The organism is Geobacillus sp. B4113_201601, from assembly GCF_001587475.1.
Taxonomy (GTDB): domain Bacteria; phylum Bacillota; class Bacilli; order Bacillales; family Anoxybacillaceae; genus Geobacillus; species Geobacillus icigianus.
Genome location: NZ_LQYX01000035.1, coordinates 26,192 through 53,145 on the forward strand (window position 1 = coordinate 26,192; position 26,954 = coordinate 53,145).

The window sequence follows — 26,954 nt, forward strand, 5'->3', positions numbered from 1 at the left end:
TTGGGTCGCCCAGTTATGCATCGGAAAAACGATTCAAGAAGTCGCTCGCTTGTTACCACTCGCCTACACGACCGTAGAACGCTGGTTTTATCAATATACCCCGGCTCTTTTACCAACATCGAATCCTACCGTCGTATGTGTGGATGAATTCGCTTTCCGAAAGGGACATGATGACGGAGTAGCGGTGATGGACACACAGACTCGGAATGTCCTTTCCATTGCTTCTGGAAAAAATAAAGAAGCCATTGTGGAGGCGCTTCAACCCGTCGCCTCCAAAGTGAAGTATGTGGTCAGCGACTTGGCTCCTGCCATGAGAAAAGCCATGGAAAAGGTATGTCCAAAAGCCATCCATGTTCTTGACCACTTCCATGTGATTCAGTTATTCACCGATGCACTGGAACGTTGTCGCAAATCCCTTGCCAAAGGCGGAACCAAACACGGAAGCGTTCGCCGCGTGTGCCGATTGTTAAGCCAACGTCCAGAAAAATGAACAGAAGAAGAGAGACAGGAAGTTCGACAATGGTGCCAAGAAAGTGCTTATTTACGTGATGTCTATCAAGCCCTTCAACATTTCCGTTACGTATCCAAAAGCCAAACAAGAAAGCAAGCCGAAACTCGTTTGACCCAATGGTTTGACCGGTACCTTTTTAGCGACTGTGCCGCCGTACGCCGTATTGCCAAGGCACTCATCACCCGAAGAGACGCCGTGCTTTCTTGCATCGTTTTTTCTTACTCCAATGGTCCAATGGAAGGAATCAACAACAAAATAAAATGGATCAAAAGGCGAGGATATGGGTATCGAAATATCCAGCGTTTTACTTTGCGTGTCTGTCTAGAGACCTCTATCACATTTTAACGTAAAAATCAAGTACATCTTTTGGTGATGAACCGTTTTATTACCATTTTTTACAACGTGTCTAGTGATTATTTATACCTAACCTGTAGTGCTAATCGAGTGTCAGCGCTCAACCAGCCCAAGTGTGACCATGACAATTCGTTCATTCTTGGATAATGAATGTCTTTCTTTGTCAAGCGCAAAATCAAACATAAACAAAGCGGGTGCTCCCTTCGAAAAGAGAAAGACAACCTAACATCCAAATGTGATGTTGATCAATCGTTGGCCTAGCAACAATTTGTTCCTTTGTTTCGCAGCGCCTTCGGAATATAGATGCAGTACGGTTCGCTTTCCAAATAGTCGCCCGTTACGGCGTAAGCGCGTGAACGCGAGCCGCCGCACACGTGGCGAAATTCGCAGACGCCGCATTTTCCTTTGTATTTGTCCGGATTGCGCAAGTCTTGGAAAATCGGCGAATGCCGGTAAATGTCGGCCAGCGGCGTTTCCCGGATGTTCCCGGCTTTGACCGGCAACAGCCCGCTTGGATAAACGTCGCCAATATGGGAAATAAAGATGAAGCCGTTGCCGTCATTCACCCCTCTCGGCGCGCGGCCAAGCCCGTCGACTTGCCCAGTTAATCCTTTATTCAAGACATCTTCGTAGTGAATGCCGTTGTTCGCCGTTTTTCCTTCGCGCATTTTCGCCTGCAGCACAACGCGGCGGTAATGCTGGGCGGCCGTCGTTTTAATGTCAAACGGAACGCGTTTGCTCGTCTCATACAGCCAGCGGAACACTCGCTCATGCTCGACGGGGGAAATCATGTCCGATTCTTTTCCTCTTCCGGTCGGGACGAGGAAAAAGACGCTCCAAAGAACGCATTTCAGCTTCTCAACCAATTCCGCCATTTCATCAAGCACATGAACGTTGTACCGCGAAATGACGGTGTTGATTTGCACGGGAATGTCGAGCTCATGCAAGTATTGAATCGCACGGATCGTCAAAGCAAACGAGCCGCTCGTGCCGCGGAAATGGTCGTGAATCTCGGCGTTCGGTCCGTCAAGGCTGAACGCCCAGCGCGCCAAGCCGACTTCTTTCGCCTTGCGGATCGCCTCTTTCGTCACGTTAGGCGTCGCGCTTGGCGTCATTGACACGCGCAACCCTTTATCGATCGCATATTTCGCCAAATCGTACACATCCGGCCGCATGAGCGGATCACCGCCGGTAAAAACGAGCATCGGCTGATCCATATCGTAAATCTCGTCAATGAGCTTTTTCCCTTCCTCAAACGTCAACTCGCGCGGGTCGCGGTGATATTGTGCCTCGGCGCGGCAATGAAGGCATTTTAATTGACACGCCCTGGTCAATTCCCAAATCACAATAAACGGATTTTCATTGAAATCGCGCATCCCATTCCCTCCTTGGCCTCCATTGTACCGCAATGGCTGGACGCGTTATGTGATATCCATCACATCTACAGCCAACGGCGGTTCAGACAGGCTTCGATAAGCGCTTAGGACGGATACTAGGAATCCATGAGCACATACACTGGTGTTGAAAGTTTATTTTTAATAATTTATAATAAAATTGCAAAAAATGAGAAATGGGGGATAGGAAATGAAGAAAATGAAATTTTTTAAATTCGGACTTGCCACAGCCTTGTCCGCTTCTTTGATTTCTTTTTCTTCAGGAGGAGTTTTTGCAGAAGAGAATAAAGACAGTGTTTCAAAATTGTAGGAAAATGCCATCCATTATAGCAATGAAGCAAACTTGAAAGCAGTAGTAGAAACCGGAAAAGTGACGGCTCAAGGATCAATCTCTATATCCACAGTAGGGACAGGCTCCACGTATATTTATGTTTCAGAATCTTCGGCATCCTCGTCGATTAAAGGAATTTCTCCAAATGCGTATCCTGTTAGTGAAGTAAAGGCTGTTGGAAAAACGACGAGTAAAGTTACTCTTTCATCTCATGGAGTGACTACGACGTTAATGCTTAATGGAAACTCTCTAGGTACTAAGCAAGATACTGGGTTAGGAAAAACTACTGATACAGCAACAGTTTCTCATTATCCAGTAAGTATTCCTTCTGGATGGGAATATCGAGCTACTTCCCATCACACATTATCAACTTCTACTAATATTTATATGGCTGATACAGGAGATAGTATAAGATTTTAATAAAAAAACCAAAAGCTCAAAATGCTTTGACATTTTGAGCTTTTTCATCAAGGTGAAAAACGGAAGGTGGAAAATGACAAAATGAACCGAAAAAAAAGCTATTTCATTATAGCACTCATCATGCTTTCTGTATTACTGTTTTCAGGATGCAATAATTTTTTAAAAAAAGAAAAGAGACAACCCTTGCATACAAGTGATACTATCTCTTTCCATGAAAATGAGCATTTTATTATACCCAATAATGCGCAGGAACAGCTTGGATTTATTCCTGATACCGCAACTTCATTTACAGTTGATTCGAAACTGAAAAAAAAGTGGATGATTGATAATGAATCGGTTGATATTATTTCTTTACAATCTGGAATGAAACAATTCACGTTCAACTTTATCATTGATAGTCTAAAAGATAGAGATCGTCACTTTCGACTGTTTATTTTCCATAATCAAAAATTTACCGAATTTTTGATTAACAACAAAAAATATACGTATTATGATATTCATATGAAAGGAAACGGATCCTTAAAAATTCCGATTCGTGTTCAAGTATCAAATAATTATGATTTTAGTGAGTATTTGCCTATTTTAATTGATAAAGATCAAAAACGATTTTTTACGGAAAACATACCTGTAACGAAGGTATTAGTGAGTAAAAGAAATAAAAATGATTTCTCTGAAATATCATCACATATAAAATTGGATCATGTTCAAAAGATATTTAAGAAGGAACCCAGTAAAAGCAACAAGTTTGGTCTGCCATCTGTTGTTTTGTTAAATGATCGTTTCACTCCTTTAGAGGTAGAAGAGGCTAATAAAGCACGGTATGTTCGAATTGATCAAAGTCCCCACAACATGGTAGAGGAGATCATGTTTTTTGATATGGAAGGAAATATATATGGAGTAACAGGAAAACAATCTCGTTCTTATACGTTTGAACAACCAAAAGATCAGGATTTTATCATCCCTATTCCAAAAGAAATCATTTCATCTAGCAAAGAGCGGTCTTTCTTGTTAATTAACAACAATCCAAGGGAAGAGAGTTTCATTCATCTAAATGATATAAAAAAAGGCAAAAGCAATATTTTCCTAAACTTTGCCAATCTTTATGAAATACGATAAGGTTAGAAGAAAAGAGTGGATGAAAATGAATAAAGTTTTTCGTTTACTCGTAGAAGATCTAGAACAGGAAAAAGAGAAAGCGGTCAAACAAGCGGAAAAACAGAAAGCCATCGAAATCGCGAAAAACTTGCTTGACGTCCTGCCGATTCACGAAGTCGCGAAACGAACGGGGCTGACTGTCGCCGAAGTGGCAGAGTTGGCGAAGGAAATGGATCAAAACCAATCTCCAGTCCAATAACGCAAAAGAGCCGAGGTCGTTCGGCTCTTTTTTCGCACTGTTGCCGTTTCAGCATTGACCTTTTATTGACGACGATGGAACGCTATTGGACAGGCAAAATCATTTTTCATCATGAGCGTCTTTCTGTATCAAGTACATTGGGTGGTGAAGAGCCGGGTGGTCAAGGATCGCTCTTCCGATCAGCAAAAGATGGATCCTCCCATCTTATCGATACTCTTCCTCGGTATTGACATTGCGCCATACGGTTTCATCGGCGGCAAGCGGTTGGGCGTCAACATAGCGGACGCGGGCGCCGTCAAGAAGCGAACCCATCCGTCGTTCACCGGCATCAAGCAGCTTGGCGATCAGCGGGCGAAGCCGCCGGTGGTATAGGGCAACCAATGGCTCCGGGCGGCCGTCATGGAGCGGGACGACGGCGTCAAAGGACGGATCGGCATAGGCGGCGAGCCGTTCCGTTACGTCCTTATTCATATACGGCATGTCGCACGGCAGAATGAACACCCAATCGGATCGGCTCTGTTCCATGGCGGTGTAAATGCCGGCAAGCGGCCCAAAACCGCGGTAACGCTCCACATCGAGCAGCACCGGAATGTCCGTTCGCCGACGAAACTCGCCGACAAGCGCCGGATGGCTAATGAGATACAACTCATCGGCGATCGGAGCCAGCGCGGCGACAGACCAAGCGAAAAACGGCGCGCCTTGATGCAACGCGAACGCCTTTGGCCGCCCGAACCGGCGCGACTGGCCGCCGGCCAGCACCACTCCAGCAATCGTTTGTTTCATCACACTCCCCTTTCCGGAGCCTGCTATTGTCAAAAGTTGATCATTCATATCTTGCTGTTTTTTATGAAATGCAGATTAGGGAAGGAATTTTGCTGTTCCTGTTATTTACGGTCATCATTGAGATAACCATACTCTCCAGTGAGCAGCCGTCCAACGTCGCTGGCTCAAGTTTAGCATTGCGGATTGACGGGACTCCAGATAGATCGATAACCCTACAAAAGCTTGCATCCGTGAACAAAATTCTATTAGCAACGGATTTGAACGCTCATGATGCCGCAACTCCTTGGATGCCAAAACTTCCTTCGACAATGGATACCAAATATCCTTCTCATTTTTATGTAAGAATTCTCTTGAAAATAAAAAAAAATAGTATGTATAATTATAGAAGTATTATAGGAGGTAGTTGAATTTGAAAAAGAAATTAGCTTTATCCAGTTTATCGGTCGGTTTATTGGTGTTCGGTGGAGTAGTACAAGCAGGGACTAGGGAGTGAAAAACATGTTACATCATCAATTGATGGTCGAATTAAAAAGGGCACTTACAAAAAAAAATATATTGTTTTGGCTAGGTCTGATTGTTTTGCTGCCAACAGCTAGGTTTTATATGGTGAAAGACGGGTACCAGTTTTATAAACCTATCGAAGTATTTCATGAAACAGTGTCAGGTATTATTCCGTTGCTCTTTCCTGTTATCGCTATCATCATTTATTTACCTTCTTTTTTACAGGAACAAAGAAACAAGTTTATTACGTATACCCGTACTAGAGTTCCATTGCATACTTACATAATTAGCAAAGGGTTGATCAATGCTCTGCTAACAGGGCTTGTCATATTTTTGCTCATTTTTCTTCCGTTCGTTTTTATCGTGTATTTTGAACAGAAATTAGGAATCATTCATTATAGCTCTTCTAACGAACATATGCGAATACCTGCTGTAACTTTCTCACAGTTTTTATCGTACGGAGAGTTCACGTACGGGCTTGTTTATTCTTTATGGGTTGCCCTAAATGGCGTCGTTTATTCTACCATTGCTTTTCTGTTATTGTTAAATGTCAGCAATCCATTCGTCGCTTTATCCATCCCGTTTCTGTTCTATCAGCTTTTTAACTTTGTGACCGGTTTATTGAATTTCGCTGTTTTCTCGCCGCTTAGTACAATTTTTCCTTTCAATATTGAACAGCAACCTTTATGGACCGTGTTCGTTCCGTTTTCGTTGTTACTCATTATTTTAACTATAGTTTTGGTATTTTCGATACGAAATGAGAATGAATGGATGATCTAAGTTATGAAACGCGAGAATATGGAGAATATGATTAGTATAAAATGGATAGGTGTAGGTGCTGTCTTTTATTTTTATGGCGCAATGCTTAAAAGCGAGATCATTCAAACGGCACATCAACAGCGATTACACTTCAACAACTGGGATGTGTCTTTGCGCTTGTTAACTGATCCCTATCTCATTCTTTATTTCGTTGTTCCCATTGCATTATTGTTTTTCATAAAGTCGATTGTAATCGACTTTGATTATCAAATTTTAATTCGTTTAGGGTCGTTCAAGAAATGGATCTATTATTCCTTCAAAAATTTCTGGCGAATGGCTTTTCCATTGCTGTTTCTATGGGGGTTTATGTCTTTATTTATGGCAATTGGATTTCCCCATTCGTGGGAATGGAGTGAGGTTAGTAAGATAGCATCTTCTACTAATACACTTGACAAACTTGTGTATTTCTTTCACAAACCTATATTTGCCTTCATAGCACAATTGCTTTTGTTGCTCTTTACCTTTTCACTGTTACATATCGCTTTTGCGATCATATACGTATTAACGAAAAAAAAGAATTTGATTCTTTTTCTTAGTGTTTTCTTTTTCCTGTACAGCGGTATAGGGTTTAAGCTATTGCCGACTAAATTTGCTTTCTTGTCACCTGTTTGCTTTTTATCAATCACTAATGGGGTACGTGCTTTTCATTCTCCGCTCCCCATTTTTAGTATCGTGATCATTTTTTTGGTTGTTTGTATATGGTTTTTGAAATTTTTGGACTTAAATAAAAAAATATACATTCATTCTATCAAATCATCTATGCCCATTGTTGCTTATTTTTCTATTTGTGTCATGGGGATCGGAGCAACAGCTCGATCATTAGCTCAATCCTCTGCTGTGACAATTTGGGATGTCTTCGCGATGTCTTTTATTGGGGTTAGTGCTGATCGTTTTGCCTATATTCCGTTTTTCTTTTACTCAGTGGTATTTTTCGGATTGGTTTATTTAATTCAACTGCTTTTTCTAAGCAATGAGATTGAGCAGTTAGGATATTATAAAATTATTCGTTTCAAGAGCTTAAGGAAATGGTTTTGGAGCTGGATGACAAAGTTAATGGCAATAAGCGGTTACTTCTTATTCATACTGATTATTCTTTCGCTAGCATTAGCTGTTTGTTTTGGAGCCAACGTCGGTTTTTCGCTAACTCTGCTTCCCAATCCTCTACATGAAGTGATTTATCACTTCCTTGTTAATGGTTTTTTACAAGTCATTTTTTATATAAGTCTTGTCTTTATATTTTCTTGGATCAATAAAGAATCAATATATGGAGTTGTTCTGACCAGTATACTAATGCTTCTCATGTTGCCTGGGATTAATTCAAAAGGGATCATACCTGTAGGATTAAATAGCATTATTTATTTGGAGGACGATTCTCCTTATTATCTAACCCTTATTTTAGTTGCGGCGAATGTGATTTCATATTCTATTATTGACTATTTATTGAAGCAAAGTGTAAAGATATAAAAACATCAATATGGGTGGGATGGAATATGTCAATGATGATTTCCTTAAAAAATGTAAGTAAATCTTATAAAGGATTAACACTGTTTCAAAACGTCAATTTGGAAATCGAAAAAGGAAGTATATGTGGGATTGTGGGCCCGAATGGCTCGGGTAAATCTGTTTTATTTAAAATGATTTGTGGATTTGTATTTCCAGATGAGGGGAGCATTGTTGTCGATGGAGTAGAAATCGGGAAGAGCAAAAGATTCCCAGATAATATCGGAATTATTATCGATCGTCCTAGATATATAGCTAATAAAACTGGTTTTCAAAATTTAAAGGAATTGGCCATGATCAGAGGAAAGATTAGTGATGAAAAAATAGCAGAAACAATGAAAAAAGTTGGATTGCAACCACAAGCAAAGCAAAAAGTGAAACATTACTCTTTAGGAATGAAGCAGAAGCTAGCAATTGCCCAAGCGATTATGGAAGACCAACAAATACTTATATTAGATGAACCATTCAATGCACTGGATGCTGAAAGTGTCAATACCATTCGCCATTTACTATTATCTTTCAAAAATGAAGGGCGTACCATTTTGTTGACAAGCCACAATCAAGAGGATATAGATATTTTATGTGATCGAGTTTTTCGTATCAATAGATACCGATTAGAACCTGTTGTTTCATAAAGCATAAATTATGAAATATGGTGAAGCTGACCCGAAAAGTTTGCTTTTTACCGTCCTTTTAACAAATTGGCTCATAACATTGGCCTTCTTTGTAATATAATAAATTATATACTTGCATCATAACTGCCATCGCCTTCGGCGGCGATGGCGAGCGTCGCCGCCCGCAGTTGAACATGTTCAATCCCCACGAAAGGAGAAATGGCGGTTGGAAGAGCTTGTTGGCTTTTGCGCGCAATGCGGCAAGCCGATCCATTGTTTGCATGGTTTTTTAAACGGAGTGGTCAGTCGCGAAACCGAGATGTTGTACTGCTTTCCATGCCATGACAAGCAAAAGGAAACCGAACACGCTACGCCAGATAAATGCCACCAGTGATTGAAAACGTTCACAAATGAAAGGGAGCTGACCCAAACATCTGCTAACAAGCGGACTTTTGGAGCCAGCTCTTTCTTTTTTTCATCGTATATTGATCATGAACGATTCCGACTAAATCTTAGAAGGCCGGCGAAAAACCGCTGTCACACACCAATCGGAGGCATTTTCATTCAGAAAAGAAAGCTGATGCTGCGAGGTGTCTCTCATTGAGAAATGGGTGGAACTCAGCGGTATTTTGCACGAAATCACCAGCCTTTTCGGTTTCTCCTTAATTACAAAGAAAGGAAGTTCGATTTTCGCCAAAACAATGCGGCTGTCGCGATTAATATGACCGTACGGACCAAAATGCACTCCTTTTCTTGGACGGATGCAAAGCGACCATGACCCAAAACACTATGTTCAAATTTCTGTGAATCATTTATAATATGAAAGGGGAACGATGATCCTCATGTGTTCTGCGCTACAATCTCATCCCTTTCCTCAACCACTTACTCTACACACTCGTTTCCCCAGTTCTCAAAAGAAAGGAGCGATTCACCATCACACGCTTTTGCAGGGCTACTATATAAGTTGCAATAAAGAATTTCCGATTTTTCGTTGCGCGTTTCATCTAAGTACAAGTTGATTATGATAGAACGAGTTCAGTAATCAGCAGGATGTAAAACAAAATTTCAACTATTTAATTAGAAGGGAGGATTTTCTTTGGAAACGATATTGAACCAAATTTTGAACAAGCTCCAAGTAATCGAACATGAAGTAAGCGATATCAAAACAAACATGGCGACAAAACAGGAGCTTGAAGAAGTAAAGCAAAACTTCACAACAGAGCTTGAGGATATTAAAGCCAACATGGCAACGAAACAAGAACTTGAAGAAGTGAAGCATAGTTTCACAAAAGAGTTTGAAGACATTAGAGCCAACATGGCCACCAAACAAGAACTTAAAGAAGTGAAGCATAGTTTCACAAAAGAAATCGAAGACATCAAAGCCAATATGGCTACCAAACAGGAGCTTGAGGACATCAAAGCCACCATGGCTACCAAACAGGAGCTTGAAGACATCAAAGCCAATATGGCTACCAAGCAGGAGCTTGAAGATATCAAAGCCAATATGGCTACCAAACAGGAGCTTGAAGATATCAAAGCCAATATGGCTACCAAACAGGAGCTTGAAGATATCAAAGCCAATATGGCTACCAAACAGGAGCTTGAGGACGTAAAGAACAACCTAATGAAAGAATTAGATCATGTCAAAGCCAATATGGTCACGAAGCAAGAGTTTGTTTTCGTCCAACAAGCAGTGCTTGAAACGAATCAAATCGTTAAGAAGATGGAACAAAACATGGAAAAGCACGAACGGATTTTAGATCTTCTTTCTAGGCGTTCGATTGAACAAGAAGCAGCAATTTCCAGCATTCGCCTGATTAAGACAACATGATCAAGGATGGAGCATCTCTCCTTGTCTTTCTGAGGAGCGGCCGCCTTTATAATTTTAAGGAAGAAACGTCTCCATCGGAATGCACTCAACCATTTGGCGAACTATATGATCCATATTTATCCAGAAGAATGATATCACTTGGCAACGTGAGATTATCCATGATACACTCTGCAAAAATATGATGATGTGTCATAAAAGAATCGCCCCTTTTTCGGTGATAGTGGTTATGGTGACTCTATTCTGTTAGAAAACGAACGATTCTATTTCGTGTCAAAAAGGGCTAATCCCAAAACGCATTCGCATTTTGGGTCAGCCCCGTTTTTGTTATTCTTCCTTTGCCAAATTCGCCACCGGCAGCTCTTCCCCTTCACTGTGCGTAGGCTTGCGCAAATGGAACATCGCTTTGATGGCAAAGACAAGCAAGGCGACGACGCCACTCAAAAAGATCGTATCCGGAACGGCACGGATCAGCAACAAGTTTTGTACGATGTCTTGTTGCAGGAACGAAGGCGAACGCGACGCCCAGTAACCGCGGGTAAACGCCTCTTTCATTTGCAAAATCCCGACTGGAAGGAGCGTGATGACAACCATGCCGACGAGTCCGATGTTTAACATCCAGCATGAGAACTTCAGCCATTTGTCGTTCCACGCTTCCGGTTTGACGATGTTGCGCAGTGAGTAAAGAAGCACGGCAATGGCAAACATACCGTACACGCCCATCATCGCCGCGTGGCCGTGAGCCGGCGTTAAGAACTGCCCATGTTCAAAGTAGCTGACCGCCGGCAAGTTGATCAAGAAACCAAACACACCCGCGCCGACTAAGTTCCAAATCGCTGTGGAAATCAAAAACCAAAACGCCGCTTTATACGGGAAGTTGCCCCCGCCGTCACGCATCATTTTATATTGTTCGTACGCTTCCAAAATAAGGAGCGTGAGCGGAATGACTTCGAGGGCTGAGAACACCGCGCCAAGAGCGATCCATACTTCCGGCGAACCGTTATAATAATAGTGGTGACCGATGCCGATGACACCGCTGCCTAATAAAATCGTAAATTGGAAGTAAAGCGCCCGAACCGTCGAATGTTTCGTCACGAGCCGCAGTTGAACGAGCAAGAACCCAATGACGACAACGGCGAACACTTCGAAAATGCCTTCCACCCACAAGTGGATGATCCACCAGCGCCAGAAGTCAGCCATCGTAAAGTTCGTGTCTGGTTTCATAAAGAACGCGAAGATGTAAAAGAACGGAACGGCAATGGCTGAGTAAAACAGCAAGTGGATGAGCCCGCCTTTGTCGCTTTCCCGCTTCAGCCCGCGTTTGACGCCGCGGAAGACGATGAACAGCCAAAGGAGCATGCCGACCACCAAAATGATTTGCCAGATGCGGCCGAGCTCAATGTATTCCCAACCTTGATGGCCAAACAGGAACCATTCGTTTCCTAAATAGCCGTTGACGCCGAGCCATTGGCCGATCATGCTGCCGGCGACAAGGACAACAAGCGCCCAGAAGAGCAAATCAACAAGCAACCCTTGCTTTTTCGGTTCTTGTCCGCCGACGAGCGGGGCGATGAAAATTCCCATACCAAGCCATGCGGTCGCAATCCAGAAAATCGCCAGCTGCAAATGATACCCTTTGGCTATGTTAAATGGCAATACGTCGTAAATCCATTTGATACCAAAGAAGCTGTCCGGTTCTGTATAGTAGTGGGCAAGCAATGCCCCCAACATCGTTTGGACGAAAAAGAGCGCTGACACGATAACAAAATATTTACCTGCTTTCACTTGCGACGGAGTCAGCGGGTGCCGCCGTAAATCGATGACCGGAAATTTCCCTTCGGCATACGCTTCTTGCATGCTTAATTGGTAGCGATGGAATACGTACAAAATGATCCCGATAAACAAAATCAAAATCGTGACGCTCGCACCGCTCCACCATACCGCGGAAAACGACGTCGTATTGCCGGCGTCCTCATAGTACGGCCAGTTGTTCGTATAGGTGATCTCGTCGCCAAGTCTTGATGTACTCGACAACCAAGCGGTCCAGAAGAAAAAGTCGGCAATCTGTCGGATTTGATCGCCATCCCCAACCCAAGCTCGACCTGCTTTTGGCATGTCGCTTTCGTTGATTAATCCTTTTTTCAATCCCCAACCATCGCCATTGGTGAAAACGTCGCGGTAATAGTCGCGCACTTTTTCCAACCCGTAGACTTGCGCATCTGTCAAGACGAGCACATCGGTTACCGGGTTGTAACGGTTTTTCCGCATCTCTTTTATCACTTGTTCACGGATGATCGACTTCTCATCGTCCGTTAAGTCGGCAAACGGTTTGTTATACTGCTCTTTCGCTTTGTAATCTTGCATGCCTTCCGTGTACACTTTCAACGCTTCCGCCGTATAGTCCGGTCCCATATACGACCCATGGCCAAGCACCGTGCCATAATCCATCAATCCGTATTTTTGGAAGACGGCTTGCCCGCCGACGATCGTTTCTTTCGTCATCAGCACTTGGCCGCTTTCACTGCGCACCTCTTTCGGCCTTGGCGCCATTTCTTTAAAGATCCAATACCCGCCGACAAGCAGGACGGTAAAGCTGATCAAAATGGTGAAAATGAGAATTGATTTAAGAAAACTGTTTGTCGTTTGCCGCCCCGGCTGGATGTTGGGGCGAACGGATCGATGAACCTCCATATGAGACAACCTCCTTCTCGTTTGCTCGCCCTCATTGTAACGGGCTGATCGTTTGGCGGTTTGTGAGCCGGGGCAAATGTCAACGATGATTTATATCACAGCTTTTCGGTGTAGGAATTTATACAATGAAAGCAGAATGTGCTGAACGACGCAAGTTTTCAAACAGAGAACCGATCGAGTCCCCGCTTGGCCATTGTTATCATTTTGTCACATTTTCATGTAGGGAGAGAACGCCATGGCGAACCATTGGATGAGAGACCGCTTAAAAGCCGTTCCGTTGTTTCGTGAACTGTCCGATTACGAGCTCGATTCGCTTGTCGCCATTTCCCATGTGCGCGTCTACAAACCGCGGACGTTTGTCTTTATGCAAGGCGACCCGTTAGAGCGCGTCTATTTCATTCATTCCGGCACAGTGAAAATTTACAAAACAGATGTAAGCGGAAAAGAACAAATCGTTTCGATTTTGCAGACAGGGGAAATGTTTCCGCACGCCGGCTTTTTCTTAAAAGGCGCCTACCCGGCTCACGCCGAAGTGATGGAAGAAGCGACATTGATCGCGATCTGCATCCATGATTTTGAACAAGTGCTGATGGCCAGCCCTGAGCTATGCATGAAGCTGTTTCGCGTCATGGGCGAAAAAATTGTTGACTTGCAAAACCGGCTCGAAGCGCAAGTGCTTCATAATACGTACGAACAAATCGTGCTGCTTTTGCTGCGGTTGACGCGGACGAATGCCGTCAAACAAGGGAAGTGGCACCGTCTCACCGCCCATGTGACAAACCGTGAGCTGGCCAATATGATCGGCACCGCCCGCGAAACGGTCAGCCGGACGTTGAGCCAGCTGAAACGGAAAGGGTTGATCCATGTCGACAAACACGGCTTTTATTTGATCGACCAAGAAGGGCTTGAGCAAGAAATCTTTTTCTAATCCCCCTTTGTCTAACATGCAGCTTATCGTGAAAATGGGGATGAATGCCGCCCTTATCCTCAATTGAGAGTCAGATGGCGAGGAAATGACTGTACATCGCACGTTCAGAACAAACCATCTATCGTTTTCGAACCAGCGGCAGACATATCGTATTCCGACCCCGTAGTTGTGAGCTATATCACAACATTCCATAATGAAAATGATTATCATAATAGCAAAAAGGAGGGAATGTGGATGGCCACAACGATTGAACTCGATGTACGCGAAGATTTGCGGCAAAAGCGGGAACCGTTTGAAAAAATTATGAACGCCATCAAGCCGCTGCAGCCGGGCGATACGTTCATTTTACACGCCCCGTTCAAGCCGCTGCCGTTGTTTCCGATTATGAAAGCGAAAGGATTTACGTACGAAGTGGAACAAATTGAAAAAAAACATTGGAAAGTAACGTTTGTGAAGCAGGGGGAATGACCGATGATCCTCGATAACCGCGGACTCGAGCCGCCGCAGCCGATGATGCGGACGCTCGCTGCCCTCGCTAAGCTGAACCTTGGCGAGACGCTGACGATCATTAACGATCGCCGACCGATGTTTTTGTACGAGCAGCTTGACGAGCTGGGCTACCGGCACGAGACGGTCGCACGTGAAGACGGCAGCTTTGAAATTCGGATTACGAAAGGATGAGCGCCATGTTTCCGGCCCGCACCGGAACGGAAACGGACATCGGCCTTCCGTTTTCCTTTATCATTTTCGCCGTGCTGGCGTTCGCCGCATCGCAGCTTGTGCTGCTGGCGGCTGTTCCCGCAATGAGCGGCGGCGCGTTCCGACTGCCGCTCGTGTGGGCGGCGGCCCATTTGGCCCTGCTTGGTTTCGCCTTAATGGCGGCGATGGGAGCGATGTACCAGCTCGTTCCGGTCGCCTTTTTGACACCGATTTGGAACGAGCGGCTCGGTTTTTGGCAGTTTGCGATCACCGCTTTCGGCATCGTCGCCTTTGCCGCCAGTTTCGTGTTTACGCCAAACCAAGCGTTTCTCCCTAGCTTGCTTGTGCTGTTCGGCATCGTGCTGTTTGTCTGGCAAATGGCGATGACATTAAAGCAACAAAAAAACAAAACGATCATGACGCTGTTTGTCGCGACTTCCTTGTTGTTTTTGCTGTTGACGGGCGCCGCCGGGGCGTTGCTTGCCTTTCACTTTTTCGCCGCCACAGGCGCCAACAGTCATGAAACGGTGTTCGGCCTGCATGTGCTGTTTGGGCTGTGCGGCTGGTTTACCCTGCTCATTATGGGCTTTTCGTATAAAATGGCGCCGATGTTTTCCCTCGCCCACGGCTTTTCGATGCGGCCGGCGCGCTACGTCTATGCACTGTATACGAGCGGAATTGCGGTGGGGCTGATCAGCCTGTTCCTGCCGGGCCGGACATGGCTAGCGGTCGGCTCCTCTTTGCTGGCGGCTGGATTCGCTCTTTTCACTTGGCACATCTATGCGATTTTGCAAAAGCGGATGAAAAAGGCGCTCGATCGCCCGTTTCGATTTTCGTTATCGGCCATCGTCATCGGCCTTGGGCTGCACATTGCCGCCTTCGCCTCCGTCGTTGTCGGCAGCGGACGGCTGCTTGGCATCATTATTTATCTATTCATTGTTGGCTGGATTCTCTTCAGCATCGTCGGCTATTTGTTCAAAATTGTGCCGTTTTTATGGTGGACCCATCGCTATAGCGAAAAAGTCGGTCAAGAAAATGTGCCGACGTTAAAACAAATGATGAATGAACGGTTGATCACCGTTCAGTGTCTTCTGTTCACTGTCGCCTTGGTGCTCGCCGCGGCGGCGCTTTTGTTCACCAACACTACGCTGTTTGCCGCCTTCCAAACGCTATTTGCTGGACTCAGCATCTTGTTTGCCGGCACGATTTTAGCGGTCTTGCGCAAATAACGACATCGGCCACCAGCGGCCCGGCGCATCGATGAAGGCGCTTTGGCAGCCAATCGCCTCGTTTGAGAAACAGTCAGGCATCATGTCTTTTTGGCTAAGAACAAGCGCTGGAACATCGCGTCTTCCTAGCCTTTTGGAAATGACAATCAAGGAGGGAATCAACATGGATATTCGTGAACTCGCCATTCATCAGCTGAAAACGGTCATTGACCCGGAGCTTGGCATTAATGTAGTCGACTTAGGGCTGATTTACCGCTTGCAAATTCAAGACGGCCAAATCGATGTGCTCATGACGCTCACAACCCCCGGCTGCCCGCTTCATGACTCGATTGCCGGCGGCGTCAAGCGGGCGTTGGAACAAATCGACGGCATCCACGACGTGCGTGTCCAAGTGACGTGGAACCCGCCGTGGACGCCGAAGCGAATGAGCGAAGAAGCGCTGCGGCAGCTTGGTTATTTTGCCTAAACCGCTTTACAGAAAAAGCAAGCGACAAAGGAAAAATGGACCTTTCCTTAACGATCGTAAGTTGAAGAAAGCGTAAGCCGCGATGCCTGCGCGTGACAACTTGAGAACGGATGAAAACAGCAGAAAACGAAAAAGACACGGAAGCGAAAGCCGTTCCGTGTCTTTTGCTTCTTCTTGTCCTAGTTCGCCAAGCCGGAGACTCCGGTTGGTCCTCACTGCCCATCTCCTTCTTCCTTCACCCGCAACAGGCGCATGCTGTTGAAGGTCACGAGCAATGTCGCCCCCATATCAGCGAACACCGCGAGCCAAAGGGTGAGCCAGCCGGGGATGGCGGCAACGAGCGCTAACGCTTTTAACCCTAAGGCAAAGGCAATGTTTTGCTTGATGATCGCAAGCGTCCGGCGACCGAGGCGAACGGTGTATGGCAATTGGCGCAAGTCGTCGGCCATCAGCACGACGTCCGCCGTTTCCAAAGCGGCATCCGTCCCCGCTCCGCCCATCGCCACGCCGATATCGGCTGCGGCCAAAGCGGGGGCGTCATTCACTCCGTCGCCGACCATGGCCGTTATGCCATAACGTTGTTTCAGCTCGCGGATCGCCGCCAGCTTCTGCTCGGGCAGCAGCCCGGCGCACATGGCCGACACGCCGGCTTGGCGGCCGATGGCTTGGGCGGTTTGTTTATGGTCGCCGGTTACCATGGCGATCTCTTTGACCCCGAGACGCCGCAATGCTGCAACGGTCGGCGCGGCGGACGGCCGCGGTCGATCAGCCGCCGCGATCAATCCTAACAGCCGACGGGCCGTGCCGATCGCCATCACTGTTTTTCCTTCTTGGCGGAAGGTGGCGATTCGCTGTTCCGCTTCATCCGGCAAACGGCCGAGCACCTCAGCGAGCAAGGATGGGCGGCCAATGTAGTACGTTTCGTTTCCGACGACCGCCCTTACCCCTTGACCCGTCAACGACTGAAATTCATCCACCGGCACGTCAAGAAACGGTACGCCTTCCTCTTTCGCCTGACGGACGACAGCGGAAGCGAGCGGGTGCTGCGACCGTTTTTCGATGGCCGCCGCCACCCCGAGCAGTCGTTCACGGCTTTCGTCATACACGACGACATCGGTCACGGACGGTTTCCCTTCCGTTAACGTCCCGGTTTTATCAAAGGCAACCGCTCGCAGCCGGCCGATTTGTTCCAAATATCCCCCGCCTTTGATGAGCACGCCGCGCCGGGCCGCATGGCCGAGAGCGGTGACAATTGCCACCGGTGTCGAAATGACAAGCGCGCACGGGCAGCCGATGACGAGAACAGCAAGGCCGCGATACACCCAATCAAGCCAATTACCGCCCACGACAAGCGGTGGAATGACAGCGATAAGCAGGGCCACAATCATAATGAACGGCGTATAATAGCGGGCAAACCGATCGATGAACGCTTGTGACGGCGCCCGCTCCGCCTGCGCCTCTTCAACGAGATCGATCATTTTCGCCAACATCGTTTCATCGGCCCGCTTTGTCACTTTCACTTCTAGGAATCCTTCCCCGTTCAGCGTCCCAGCGAACACTGCATCGCCGACCGTTTTTTCCGACGGCACGCTTTCACCGGTCATCGCCGCCTCATTGACCGTGGACGCCCCATTGACAACAACGCCGTCCAAAGGAATTTTCGCGCCTGGTTTCACGATCATGACCTCTCCGAGGCGAACGTCTTCGACCGGAACGGTCACTTCCTCCGCACCGCGCCGGATCGTCGCTTGAGCGGGCGCCATTTCCAGCAGCGACACGATCGACCGCCGTGCACGATCCATCGAGTAGCGCTCGAGCGCTTCGCTTATGGCAAACAAAATGACAACGACCGCTCCCTCTTGCCATTCGCCGATCGCCGCCGCGCCGAGAATGGCGATCGTCATTAACGTGTTCATGTCCAACTGCCAGCGGGCCAAATTCCGCAGCCCCGTCCAAAACAAGGAATAGCCGCCGAGCGCGATCGCCGCCAAATACATCGCGACCGCCATTCCCGCGCTGTCCGCCGCATCGGCCACAATGCCAATCAGAAGCAATACAGCAGAGACGAGGACGTTTCGGTTCTCTTTCTTCTTCCAAAACGGCTCCCGCTGGATAGTGCGCTCGCGTGCTTCGCGAATTTTCAGGCGTTCAAACGCTCCGGCTTGTTCCAGTTCTTCCAACGTCGCCTCGCCCCATACCGTGAGTTTGGCGGCGCCGAAGTTGACTTTCGCTTCTTTGACACCGGGCAAAGCTTTGACGTTGCGCTCAAACTTGGCGGCGCAATTTGCGCACGTTAACCCTTGCACGCGGTATGTTTTGGCCTCGATCCGCTCCAATGTTTGTTCATTCGCCACGGTGATCCCCCTCTTTCTGATGAGCGAGCGCGACAAGCAACAGCTCGCGAATATGGTCGTCATCGAGCGAATAAAAGGCGAGTTTTCCCTCTTTCCGATATTTCACGATGCCTTGTTTATACAAAATGCGCAAATGATGCGACGTCGTTGCCACCGTCGCCCCGATCACGTTCGCTAAGTCGCAGACGCACAACTCTTCCTCGCCGCAAAGCGCATAGACGAGTTTCGCCCGGTTTTCGTCGGCCAACGCTTTGAAAAACGGCACAATCGACGCCATGTTTTCCTCATTCAGCCGGCGCTGAATCCGCCTGACCTTCTCCTCGTCATAACAGTAGACGTCGCATACATCTTGGCGATGCATTCCGTTCCTCTCCTTGCCAACATTCAAATAGTTGTTTGAATATAGAATATCATATCCCTTTTTGATATTCAAATATTCATTTGAATGAAAAAAGTTCCCTGCATGACAAAAATCCGCCTTCGTCGCAGCGAAAGGCGGATTTCGGCTGATGAACGCACCGCAGTAATGAGGCCCATTGCCGTCGGTTTCAACTTATAGAGGCTTGGTGAAAAAACGGCCGCCACGAGCAAATCAACGGCATTTCGCCAAAAAAGAAGGCGGATTTCGCAAGGCTTCTCTAACTGAGAAACAGATGGAATAGCCGTATTTTGTACGAAATCACCGCTTCTATAGAGGCTTGGTGAAAAACCGCTGTCACCCACCAATCAGCGGCATTTTCAGTCAGAAAAGAAAGCTGATTCTACGAGGTTTCTCTCATTGAGAAATGGGTGGAATCAGCAGATTTGGCACGAAACCACCGGCCTCATATGTATTCGCGAAACCAACGCACCGTCTCCAAAAACGCTTCGCGCGTCACTTTATGGCCGGCGTGCGGGTCGGTGATGAATTGCAGCCGGTCTTCGTTCCCTTCATAAAGTGGTTTAATTTGCTGATAAAACTCATATGTATAAGCATACGGGACGACTTGGTCGACTTTTCCGTGCCATATGAAGAGCGGCCGCCCGGCGAGTTTTTCCGGTTGTTTCGATAAATCATAGCGGGCAAGCTTTTCTTTTTCCAACGCCAACAACGCCGGCGGCATCGGAATGTCGATGTGGCGTCGCTTTCCTTCTTCAATCATGGCATCAAAAAAGGCGCTAAAATTCGGGCAGCCCATCAGCGCCACTGCCGCCCTCACCCACGGATAGACGGCGAGCGCTCCGAACGTGACGATCCCGCCCATCGACGTTCCGGCAAGCCCAATTCGCCCCGAGTCAGCCAGCCCGCGGCTCACAAGATCATTTTTCATCTCATCGATTTCGCTGATCGTGCGCACCACAATGTCCCAAAACGACAACTGCAATTTCCGTTCGCTCAACCCTTCGTCCCGCTCGCCGTGAAACAGCGCATCGGGAAGCACGACGCGATAGCCCACCTCGGCGAGCAAGTAGCCGAAATGCAAATTATGTTCTTTGGCGCTCGTAAAGCCGTGAATAAAGAAAATGAGCGGAAGCGGTTCGTCCCGTTTTTCCGGCTGAACGACATGTAGAACGGGCACGCCGGCCAACTGTTGTTGTTCAATGATCACCATCGCTACACAAACTCCTTTTCTTTTTCTATCGTTGTATAGTGTACCATATGGACAGCGATTTTGGAAAAGAGTTACACTAGGTAATGAGAAAACCAAAAGCAAAGGAGTCAGACATGAAGCCATATTTAATTGCTCTGGATTTGGATGGCACATTGTTGAGAGAGGATAAGACGATTTCCCCGCTGACCAAAGAGGTCATCCGCCGCGCCATTGACGCCGGCCATGTTGTCGTCATTGCCACCGGTCGGCCGTACCGGGCCAGTCGCATGTATTACGAGGAACTGAACCTCACGACACCGATCATCAATTTCAACGGCGCGTTTGTCCACCACCCGCGCCAACCGTCATGGGGAATCCGCCATGTTCCGCTGCCCCTGCCTGTTGTGAAAGACATCGTCGAACTTGGGGAAACGTATCGAATCAAAAACATTTTGGCGGAAGTGATGGATGACGTCTATTTTCACGAACATGACGAAGTGTTGCTCGACATCGTCCGCCTCGGCAACCCGACGGTGAAAATCGGCGATTTGCGCCGCTCGCTCAGCAAAGACCCGACGAGCGTGCTCGTGTATACAGAGAGTAGTCATGTCGAACAAATTCAATCATATCTGTCCGACGTATATGCCAACGTATTGCACCATCGGCGTTGGAATGAGCCATGGCATGTGATTGAAATCATCCGCCATGGGGTGCATAAAGCGGCCGGCTTACAACAAGTCGCCGATCACTTCGGCATCCCTCGGGAGCGAGTGATCGCCTTTGGCGACGAAGACAACGATTTGGAGATGATTGAGTGGGCCGGATTGGGCGTCGCCATGGGCAACGCCATCGAACCGCTGAAAACGATCGCCGATGATGTGACGAAAACGAATGAAGAAGACGGCATCGGCGTGTATTTGCAAGACATCTTGGACCTATAGCTCTCCGCCCTGTCGTCGCATTCATCCGGCGTTGGGGACAGCGGTTGGTCCCATTTCCTAACTACCGTTCCGTGAAAATCGCGTTGGCAAGCGGTGATTTTGGAGGGCACATCCCTTGCCATCGATCGTTTCCGTAAAAACGCCGTGTCGATGGGTCGTGATTTTCATCCCCGGGCAATGGCCAAACCGTCGCCCGGGGACCTTTTTCCAAACAGACCGGACGCTTGAAACGGCGCTTTTCGCTTGTAACGAATTTCCTTAACTACTGTTCCCCGCTCGCGGTTACACTATACGTGACGCAACGTGCGTCTTCATTTTTTAAAGGGGGAATCCGTCATGGGCAAACGAAACAAATCGAAGCGTTTCGTCCAGCAAAGCGTCGATGCAGTCGAACGGCATGACAAACGAATCCCTTACCATTTGACGTACGCCGAGGCGGAAGCGCGCAAAGCGGAAAAAGCGGTGGAAACGTCGCTTGGGGGCGTGTAGCGATGGGCAATCGTCTATTTCAAGAGGCGCGCAAAGCGGTCGCCCAAGCGAAGCAAGCGGCCAGCGGCGAAATCGACATGAGCGTCGACCGCGCCATCGCCATTGCCAAAAACGCCTTGTCTTCAGCTTACGCGCATTCCAATACGGCGGAAAAAGCGCAGTTGCGTCAATTTCAAGCTGAGCTTGATGAGCTCACCCAATAACCGCTGCGGGCTTCCCGCAGCTTTTTTTCCCTCGTCCCCGATTTTCCGTTGTATTCCGAACCGAAACCGGCTACACTGAACATAGAAACATGAATCGCTGTTCACCTGCGGAAACGGTCGGTTCAGCCGATCGAGCCGCGAGGAACGCGGAAGGAGAAAAGAGGAGGACGAACGATGTCCATTCAAATCATCACCGACAGCGGCGCGGATTTGCCGCAATCGTACATCCGCGAACATCATATCGCCTTTTTGCCGCTCGTCGTCCATTGGAACGGCCAAGACTACGAAGATGGGGTGACGATCGAACCGAAACAAGTGTATGACGCTATGCGCCAAGGACAGGCGGTGAAAACGGCCCAACCGAGCCCGCTGGCGATGAAGGAGCTGTTTTTGCCGTACGCCAAAGAAAATCGGCCATGCGTGTATATCGCCTTTTCCTCGAAATTATCCGGTACATACCAGACCGCCATGGCCGTCCGCAGCGAACTGCTTGACGAATACCCTGAGTTTCGCCTGACGATCATCGACTCGAAATGCGCTTCGCTCGGCCAAGGGCTTGCCGTCATGAAAGCGGCCGAGTTGGCTGAACACAACCCCCCATACAACTTGCTTTGCGAAACGATCGAGGCGTACTGCCGCCATATGGAACATATCTTCACCGTCGACAATCTCGACTATTTGGCGCGCGGCGGCCGCATCAGCAAAACCGCCGCCGCCTTCGGGGGCTTGCTCAACATCAAACCGCTCCTCCATGTCGAAGACGGCGCCCTCGTTCCGCTGGAAAAGCTGCGCGGGCGGAAAAAAGTGTTGAAACGGATGGTCGAGTTGATGGGCGAACGCGGCAACGATCTTCAAAAACAAACGATTGGCATCAGCCATGCCGATGACGAAGAAACAGCGCTTGAACTGAAGCGGATGATCGAAGAAACGCACGGCTGCAAGCGCTTTTTCCTCTCCGACATCGGCAGTGCCATCGGCGCCCACGCCGGACCGGGGACGATCGCTCTGTTCTTTCTGAATCGATACATTGAAATCTGACGCGAAACGAAACAGAGGCGCCTGTCCAGAACAGGCGCCTCTCCCTTCTCATTGACGACAGCCCACGCTCGCCCTATCCTCCTGCGTCCCCCCATCGCTTAAAGCCTCTCCCTTCTCATCGATGACAGTCCTCTATTCATGATCCGCAAGCGAGCCAGTGATCAAGGGAAACCTTTCCATAATTTTTCCATCAACTCCCTCTATAGTTCCTGTGCATTTGCCCATACTAATCCTACACGATCGGAATGCAGGGAGGGCTGGTCCATGCCAAACACAAGCGACAACGACAAAAAAGCGCGCGACAACCAAGCGAAGCGCCATGAAAAAAACATGATGCGCGAGAAAAACCGGGAAGCCGGGAAGTTCGCGTATTCGAAGAAGACGGATCATCTATAAGCGAACTGACAAAAAGGCGGGCAAACGACCGCCTTTTTACCTTTGTCTTTCCATGTGCTTTTCCTCTTCGTTGACTTGAAACTGACTCATCGCCGCACGCAATTCATCTGTCAACTCGCGGAGCGTTGTTGCTTTTTCCTTCATCCGTTCAAATGCGGCAAGCTGTTCAGTCATCGATGCGGCGATTTGTTCACTGCCGGCAGCCGATTGTTGAACAACGGCACTAATACTTTCCACATTTTTGAACACTTGTTCCTCACGCCATTTTAAGTCGGAAAACGCATCGGCAAGTGCTTGGAGATCAGCGGAAATGCTTGTGACGGTCTCATCAATTTTCGCAAACGCCTTTGTTGTTACTTCGGCCGACTCCGATTGCTCACGCGCCATCTCCATCCCGTTGGTCACTGCATCGGTGACGGACGCAACACCGCGCTCAATCAATGAAACGGTCGCAAAAATTTGCTTCGTTGCTTGAGCCGATTGTTCGGCTAGCTTTCTCACCTCATCAGCCACAACGGCAAATCCTTTCCCCGCTTCACCGGCGCGGGCTGCTTCAATCGCCGCGTTGAGTGCCAACAAATTCGTCTGTTCAGCGATCTCAGCGACTGAGGCTGCCATTTGTTGAATGTGGCTCGCATATCCAGCCAATTGTTTTGTCGCCTGTTCAATCAAGCGAGTTGCTTCCACGCTTTGGTGAATAAGGCGCATTTGCTGATCCATGGCTGCCCGGCCGCTTTCGACCGCTTCTAACGCCGCGCTGCCATAACGGACCGTTTGCTCGGTCCTCTCTGCCGTTTTGGCAAACGTTTCATCCATTTTTTCGATTTGTTCCACCGCTTGCTGTAATTCTTCGGCGATATTTTGCGTCCCCGTGGACAGTTCATTGACCGACACCGTGACTTGTTCATGAAGGGAAGTGAGCGTTTGTTGCTCAGCTTCCATCTCTTGAGCAAACTGTTCGACTTGTTTACTTGCTTTCCCAACTGATCCTAGCAATTGCTTTAGTTGCTCCACCATTGCGGCAAACGCCTCGTTTAATGAGCCGAGCTCATCCTTGGCCCGATAATCGACACGAGCGACGATCAAGTTTCCGCTCGCAATTTCCCCCGCATTGGCCGCCAACTGTCGGAGCGGAGACGTAATCGAACGAGTAAGACGCCAGCTCGCCAATCCGGAGATCAGCATCAACAAGACGCTGCCGATCACAGCCGTCCCAATGACCGTTTGAATTTGTTGTTTCAAATCACGCTGGACGGCCTGATAATGGTCATTCGTCTCCCAGCCGAGAACAACGACATCGTTGATCGCCCCTTCAATGCGCATGGCTTGGCGCCGCACCTCTGCCGCATCCTTTTTCGCGAACGCTGTTCCGACCGCCTGTTTCACAGCGGCAAATTTCGTGCCCGCTTTCTCGACCAAAGAACGAAAACGCGGTTGTTCAACCGCTGTTTTGAGCTTCTCCAACCGTTGATCGACGATGTGAAGCTGCGCCAACGCCTGTTGTTTATTCCCTTCCGTCATATTGTAGGAAGCGCTGTTTAAGCTTTGCTTTGCCCCCTTCATATCAGCTTCCAACTGTCTTACTGAAAGCAGCACCGGAACGATATCCTCGTTTTTCTCCTGAATCGATAACATGGTGGCAATGATGTAACCGATGATGCCGATGGCGGCCACGAGTGCAACGAAAGCATGCAGCCATAGTTTTTGGCGAATCGTCATGGTCCTCCCCTTCTCTTTTTAGTTTGTTGCGATTTGTCCGTCGATGATTTTTTGCGCCCAACTGTCAACCAGACGTTGCTTTTGTTCATCCCACGGAATGACCCGGATCGGTGCCAAACCGACTCCGTCTTTGGCCAATCCTAACGTGACCGTACCCTCGGGCCATTGTTTTTCCTTCACATAATGCTTGATCACTTGATAAAGCGCAACATCAATATTTTTCACCATCGAGGTGATCACCGCTTTTTCCGCGTAAATATATTGATCGCTGTCGACACCGATCGCATACTTTCCACGCGCTTCGGCCTCGCGAAGCGCGCCAATGCCGGTAAACCCAGCCGCCGTATAGATGACATCGCACTGCTTAGCAAACAGCTTCTTCGCCCATTGTGCGCCAAGATCAGCATTGCCAAAATCACCTGCATAGACGGTTGTCACCTTTGCTTGCGGCTTGACAGACCGCACCCCTTTCTCAAATCCGTCAGCAAACTTCCGGATTAACGGCACATCGGCTCCGCCGATAAACCCGACATGATTTGTTTTCGTTGCCAACGCCGCTACCACTCCAGCCAAAAAACTTCCTTCTTCCTCTTTAAAGGTAATCGATGTCACATTAGGCAGCGTCGATTCCGCATCAATCAGAATAAACCGTTGTCTTGGGTATTGTTTCGCGACGTTTTCCAAATCGTTTTGCACCATAAATCCCAGCCCAATGACCACGTCATTGCCGGCGGCGACCAATTCTTTCAACCCTTGCTCATATGTCTTTGTTTCACTAAGCTCACGATAGTCAAACTGAACACCTAATTCGTCCCGCGCCTTGATCAAACCGCGAAACGCGGCATCGCTGAACGACTGATCCCCCAGTCCGACGTCTGACAACATAATACCGACTTTTACTCTTTTTTTCTGCACAGCTGGGGCATGATCGGAACAGCCAGCTAACAACACCACAAGTGCCAACAAGAAATGCCATAGTCGTCTGTAACGATTCATCTCCCTGTCTCCTTCCCATGATGTCCATTAACATATATCGGCGGAATTGGAGGATGTTTTAGCGTTTTAACCAAAAATGACTCATCACCACAACATGTACTTGACAGACGGTTCACTTCTCTGAACAAGTGTATGCAAAACATGATTGGTTTCCTGTTCTTTCTTGGTTGCATAAGTAAGGTACGTGATGAAAAAATCAAGTACAACTTTTGGTGAAGAGCCCCAAAAATCTTCTTATTGTTCTCTTCTTCCATTTGCTGATGGTTGTGTTCGCTGCCCCCTTTTTCTATAATGAAAGTACATCACACGCCCGGGAGGTTTCGTATGTCGAAGGAAAGTTCGTTTGATATCGTCTCGAAAGTCGATTTGGCTGAGGTGGCGAACGCTATCAACATCGCGATGAAAGAAATCAAAACGCGTTATGACTTTAAAGGAAGCAAAAGCGACATTTCGCTCGAGAAAGACGAGCTCGTTCTTATCTCCGACGATGAGTTTAAGCTGGAGCAGCTGAAGGACGTGCTCATCGGCAAGCTCATTAAACGCGGGGTGGCGACGAAAAACATCCAATACGGAAAAATCGAGCCGGCCTCAGGCGGCACGGTGCGCCAGCGCGCCAAGCTTGTCCAAGGAATCGACAAAGAAAACGCGAAAAAGATCAACACGATCATTAAAAACACAGGGCTGAAAGTGAAAAGCCAAGTGCAGGATGACCAAATCCGCGTCAGCGGCAAAAGCAAAGACGACTTGCAAAAGGTCATCGCCGCCATTCGCGAAGCGGATTTGCCAATTGAGGTGCAGTTTGTGAATTATCGTTAAGCGGATGAG

At 47.9% G+C, this 26,954-nt stretch carries 28 protein-coding genes and 2 pseudogenes; 21 read left to right on the forward strand and 9 right to left on the reverse strand.

Features of this window, described 5'->3' with window-relative positions:
• Positions 1-856 (forward strand): annotated as a pseudogene (locus B4113_RS04670) (ISL3 family transposase); the annotation flags it as partial.
• 266 nt (positions 857-1,122) lie between these two features.
• Here B4113_RS04670 and B4113_RS04675 read toward each other — a convergent pair.
• Positions 1,123-2,241, reverse strand: coding sequence for a TIGR04053 family radical SAM/SPASM domain-containing protein (locus B4113_RS04675; protein WP_033022769.1), 1,119 nt, complete (start codon positions 2,239-2,241; stop codon positions 1,123-1,125).
• 361 nt (positions 2,242-2,602) lie between these two features.
• Between B4113_RS04675 and B4113_RS19405 the strand changes: the two genes are divergently transcribed.
• From B4113_RS19405 to B4113_RS04685, 3 genes and pseudogenes are all read left to right on the forward strand, one after another.
• Positions 2,603-3,010 carry a hypothetical protein gene (locus tag B4113_RS19405; RefSeq protein ID WP_153017128.1) on the forward strand — a complete coding sequence of 136 codons (408 nt, stop codon included), beginning with the start codon at positions 2,603-2,605 and terminating at the stop codon, positions 3,008-3,010.
• Positions 3,011-3,076: 66 nt separating this feature from the next.
• Positions 3,077-4,126: a hypothetical protein gene (locus B4113_RS04680; RefSeq protein WP_235597959.1), complete on the forward strand. Its 1,050-nt coding sequence runs from the start codon at positions 3,077-3,079 to the stop codon at positions 4,124-4,126.
• Positions 4,127-4,136: 10 nt separating this feature from the next.
• Positions 4,137-4,364, forward strand: a pseudogene (locus tag B4113_RS04685) (transcriptional regulator); the annotation flags it as partial.
• Between the two features lie 204 nt (positions 4,365-4,568).
• Here the strand turns inward: B4113_RS04685 and B4113_RS04690 are convergent.
• On the reverse strand, positions 4,569-5,147 hold the full coding sequence (locus tag B4113_RS04690; RefSeq protein ID WP_033018165.1) for a molybdenum cofactor guanylyltransferase: 579 nt from the start codon (positions 5,145-5,147) through the stop codon (positions 4,569-4,571).
• A 26-nt stretch (positions 5,148-5,173) separates the two neighbouring features.
• On the opposite strand from B4113_RS04690, the gene B4113_RS04695 reads away from it, so the two are divergent.
• The 6 genes from B4113_RS04695 (at position 5,174) to B4113_RS04715 (ending at position 10,412) form a co-directional block, all read left to right on the forward strand.
• Complete coding sequence (locus B4113_RS04695; RefSeq protein WP_131385633.1) at positions 5,174-5,554, forward strand: hypothetical protein; 381 nt, start codon at positions 5,174-5,176, stop codon at positions 5,552-5,554.
• A gap of 91 nt (positions 5,555-5,645) precedes the next feature.
• Positions 5,646-6,428, forward strand: coding sequence for an ABC transporter permease (locus B4113_RS04700; protein WP_033018164.1), 783 nt, complete (start codon positions 5,646-5,648; stop codon positions 6,426-6,428).
• A 3-nt stretch (positions 6,429-6,431) separates the two neighbouring features.
• Positions 6,432-7,931 (forward strand): hypothetical protein, encoded by a 1,500-nt coding sequence (locus B4113_RS04705; RefSeq protein WP_033843262.1) that lies wholly within the window; start codon positions 6,432-6,434, stop codon positions 7,929-7,931.
• A 26-nt stretch (positions 7,932-7,957) separates the two neighbouring features.
• Positions 7,958-8,602, forward strand: coding sequence for an ABC transporter ATP-binding protein (locus B4113_RS04710; protein ID WP_061912273.1), 645 nt, complete (start codon positions 7,958-7,960; stop codon positions 8,600-8,602).
• 205 nt (positions 8,603-8,807) lie between these two features.
• Positions 8,808-8,975, forward strand: a complete 168-nt coding sequence (locus tag B4113_RS20045; protein ID WP_172418623.1) for a hypothetical protein — start codon at positions 8,808-8,810, stop codon at positions 8,973-8,975.
• 702 nt (positions 8,976-9,677) lie between these two features.
• Positions 9,678-10,412 (forward strand): hypothetical protein, encoded by a 735-nt coding sequence (locus B4113_RS04715; RefSeq protein ID WP_033843260.1) that lies wholly within the window; start codon positions 9,678-9,680, stop codon positions 10,410-10,412.
• A gap of 324 nt (positions 10,413-10,736) precedes the next feature.
• Here B4113_RS04715 and B4113_RS04720 read toward each other — a convergent pair whose 3' ends face one another.
• Positions 10,737-13,100, reverse strand: coding sequence for a nitric-oxide reductase large subunit (locus tag B4113_RS04720; RefSeq protein WP_033843259.1), 2,364 nt, complete (start codon positions 13,098-13,100; stop codon positions 10,737-10,739).
• 235 nt (positions 13,101-13,335) lie between these two features.
• On the opposite strand from B4113_RS04720, the gene B4113_RS04725 reads away from it, so the two are divergent.
• The 5 genes from B4113_RS04725 (at position 13,336) to B4113_RS04745 (ending at position 16,422) form a co-directional block, all read left to right on the forward strand.
• Complete coding sequence (locus tag B4113_RS04725; protein ID WP_033843258.1) at positions 13,336-14,028, forward strand: Crp/Fnr family transcriptional regulator; 693 nt, start codon at positions 13,336-13,338, stop codon at positions 14,026-14,028.
• 234 nt (positions 14,029-14,262) lie between these two features.
• Positions 14,263-14,496 (forward strand): DUF2249 domain-containing protein, encoded by a 234-nt coding sequence (locus B4113_RS04730; protein WP_033019179.1) that lies wholly within the window; start codon positions 14,263-14,265, stop codon positions 14,494-14,496.
• A gap of 3 nt (positions 14,497-14,499) precedes the next feature.
• Positions 14,500-14,709: a DUF2249 domain-containing protein gene (locus B4113_RS04735; protein ID WP_033843257.1), complete on the forward strand. Its 210-nt coding sequence runs from the start codon at positions 14,500-14,502 to the stop codon at positions 14,707-14,709.
• Positions 14,706-15,956, forward strand: a complete 1,251-nt coding sequence (locus tag B4113_RS04740) for a hypothetical protein (protein WP_081897177.1) — start codon at positions 14,706-14,708, stop codon at positions 15,954-15,956. The genes B4113_RS04735 and B4113_RS04740 overlap by 4 nt, the downstream gene beginning before the upstream one ends.
• 163 nt (positions 15,957-16,119) lie before the next feature.
• Positions 16,120-16,422 carry a metal-sulfur cluster assembly factor gene (locus B4113_RS04745; protein WP_033843254.1) on the forward strand — a complete coding sequence of 101 codons (303 nt, stop codon included), beginning with the start codon at positions 16,120-16,122 and terminating at the stop codon, positions 16,420-16,422.
• 212 nt (positions 16,423-16,634) lie between these two features.
• Here B4113_RS04745 and B4113_RS04755 read toward each other — a convergent pair whose 3' ends face one another.
• From B4113_RS04755 to B4113_RS04765, 4 genes are all read right to left on the reverse strand, one after another.
• Positions 16,635-18,776, reverse strand: a complete 2,142-nt coding sequence (locus B4113_RS04755) for a heavy metal translocating P-type ATPase (RefSeq protein WP_033843252.1) — start codon at positions 18,774-18,776, stop codon at positions 16,635-16,637.
• Entirely contained in the window at positions 18,766-19,137 is a 372-nt protein-coding gene (locus tag B4113_RS04760) for a metalloregulator ArsR/SmtB family transcription factor (RefSeq protein ID WP_033843251.1), read from the reverse strand. The genes B4113_RS04755 and B4113_RS04760 overlap by 11 nt, the downstream gene beginning before the upstream one ends.
• A 68-nt stretch (positions 19,138-19,205) precedes the next feature.
• On the reverse strand, positions 19,206-19,502 hold the full coding sequence (locus B4113_RS19410) for a hypothetical protein (protein WP_153017129.1): 297 nt from the start codon (positions 19,500-19,502) through the stop codon (positions 19,206-19,208).
• A 98-nt stretch (positions 19,503-19,600) separates the two neighbouring features.
• The gene (locus B4113_RS04765; RefSeq protein ID WP_033843250.1) at positions 19,601-20,368 is read right to left on the reverse strand and encodes an alpha/beta fold hydrolase; all 768 of its coding nucleotides are present in this window, start codon (positions 20,366-20,368) and stop codon (positions 19,601-19,603) included.
• A 113-nt stretch (positions 20,369-20,481) separates the two neighbouring features.
• On the opposite strand from B4113_RS04765, the gene B4113_RS04770 reads away from it, so the two are divergent.
• The 5 genes from B4113_RS04770 (at position 20,482) to B4113_RS18535 (ending at position 23,414) form a co-directional block, all read left to right on the forward strand.
• Positions 20,482-21,288, forward strand: coding sequence for a Cof-type HAD-IIB family hydrolase (locus tag B4113_RS04770; RefSeq protein ID WP_033019201.1), 807 nt, complete (start codon positions 20,482-20,484; stop codon positions 21,286-21,288).
• Positions 21,289-21,624: 336 nt separating this feature from the next.
• Positions 21,625-21,777, forward strand: a complete 153-nt coding sequence (locus B4113_RS20050; RefSeq protein WP_165570920.1) for a hypothetical protein — start codon at positions 21,625-21,627, stop codon at positions 21,775-21,777.
• A gap of 2 nt (positions 21,778-21,779) precedes the next feature.
• A complete protein-coding gene (locus tag B4113_RS04775) occupies positions 21,780-21,980 on the forward strand; it encodes a DUF3813 domain-containing protein (protein WP_031405196.1) in 201 nt (66 codons plus the stop codon).
• A 174-nt stretch (positions 21,981-22,154) separates the two neighbouring features.
• Positions 22,155-23,018, forward strand: a complete 864-nt coding sequence (locus B4113_RS04780; protein ID WP_033843249.1) for a DegV family protein — start codon at positions 22,155-22,157, stop codon at positions 23,016-23,018.
• A gap of 264 nt (positions 23,019-23,282) precedes the next feature.
• Complete coding sequence (locus B4113_RS18535) at positions 23,283-23,414, forward strand: DUF3941 domain-containing protein (RefSeq protein WP_008879040.1); 132 nt, start codon at positions 23,283-23,285, stop codon at positions 23,412-23,414.
• Positions 23,415-23,450: 36 nt separating this feature from the next.
• On the opposite strand, the gene B4113_RS04785 is transcribed toward B4113_RS18535, so the two are convergent.
• Together B4113_RS04785 and B4113_RS04790 are read right to left on the reverse strand one after the other, a co-directional pair.
• On the reverse strand, positions 23,451-25,133 hold the full coding sequence (locus B4113_RS04785; protein WP_051962632.1) for a methyl-accepting chemotaxis protein: 1,683 nt from the start codon (positions 25,131-25,133) through the stop codon (positions 23,451-23,453).
• A gap of 18 nt (positions 25,134-25,151) precedes the next feature.
• Positions 25,152-26,129: a BMP family protein gene (locus B4113_RS04790; RefSeq protein ID WP_033843248.1), complete on the reverse strand. Its 978-nt coding sequence runs from the start codon at positions 26,127-26,129 to the stop codon at positions 25,152-25,154.
• Positions 26,130-26,453: 324 nt separating this feature from the next.
• Here B4113_RS04790 and B4113_RS04800 point away from each other — a divergent pair, with 324 nt between their 5' ends.
• The gene (locus tag B4113_RS04800) at positions 26,454-26,945 is read left to right on the forward strand and encodes a YajQ family cyclic di-GMP-binding protein (protein ID WP_033843246.1); all 492 of its coding nucleotides are present in this window, start codon (positions 26,454-26,456) and stop codon (positions 26,943-26,945) included.
• Positions 26,946-26,954 lie beyond the last annotated feature (9 nt).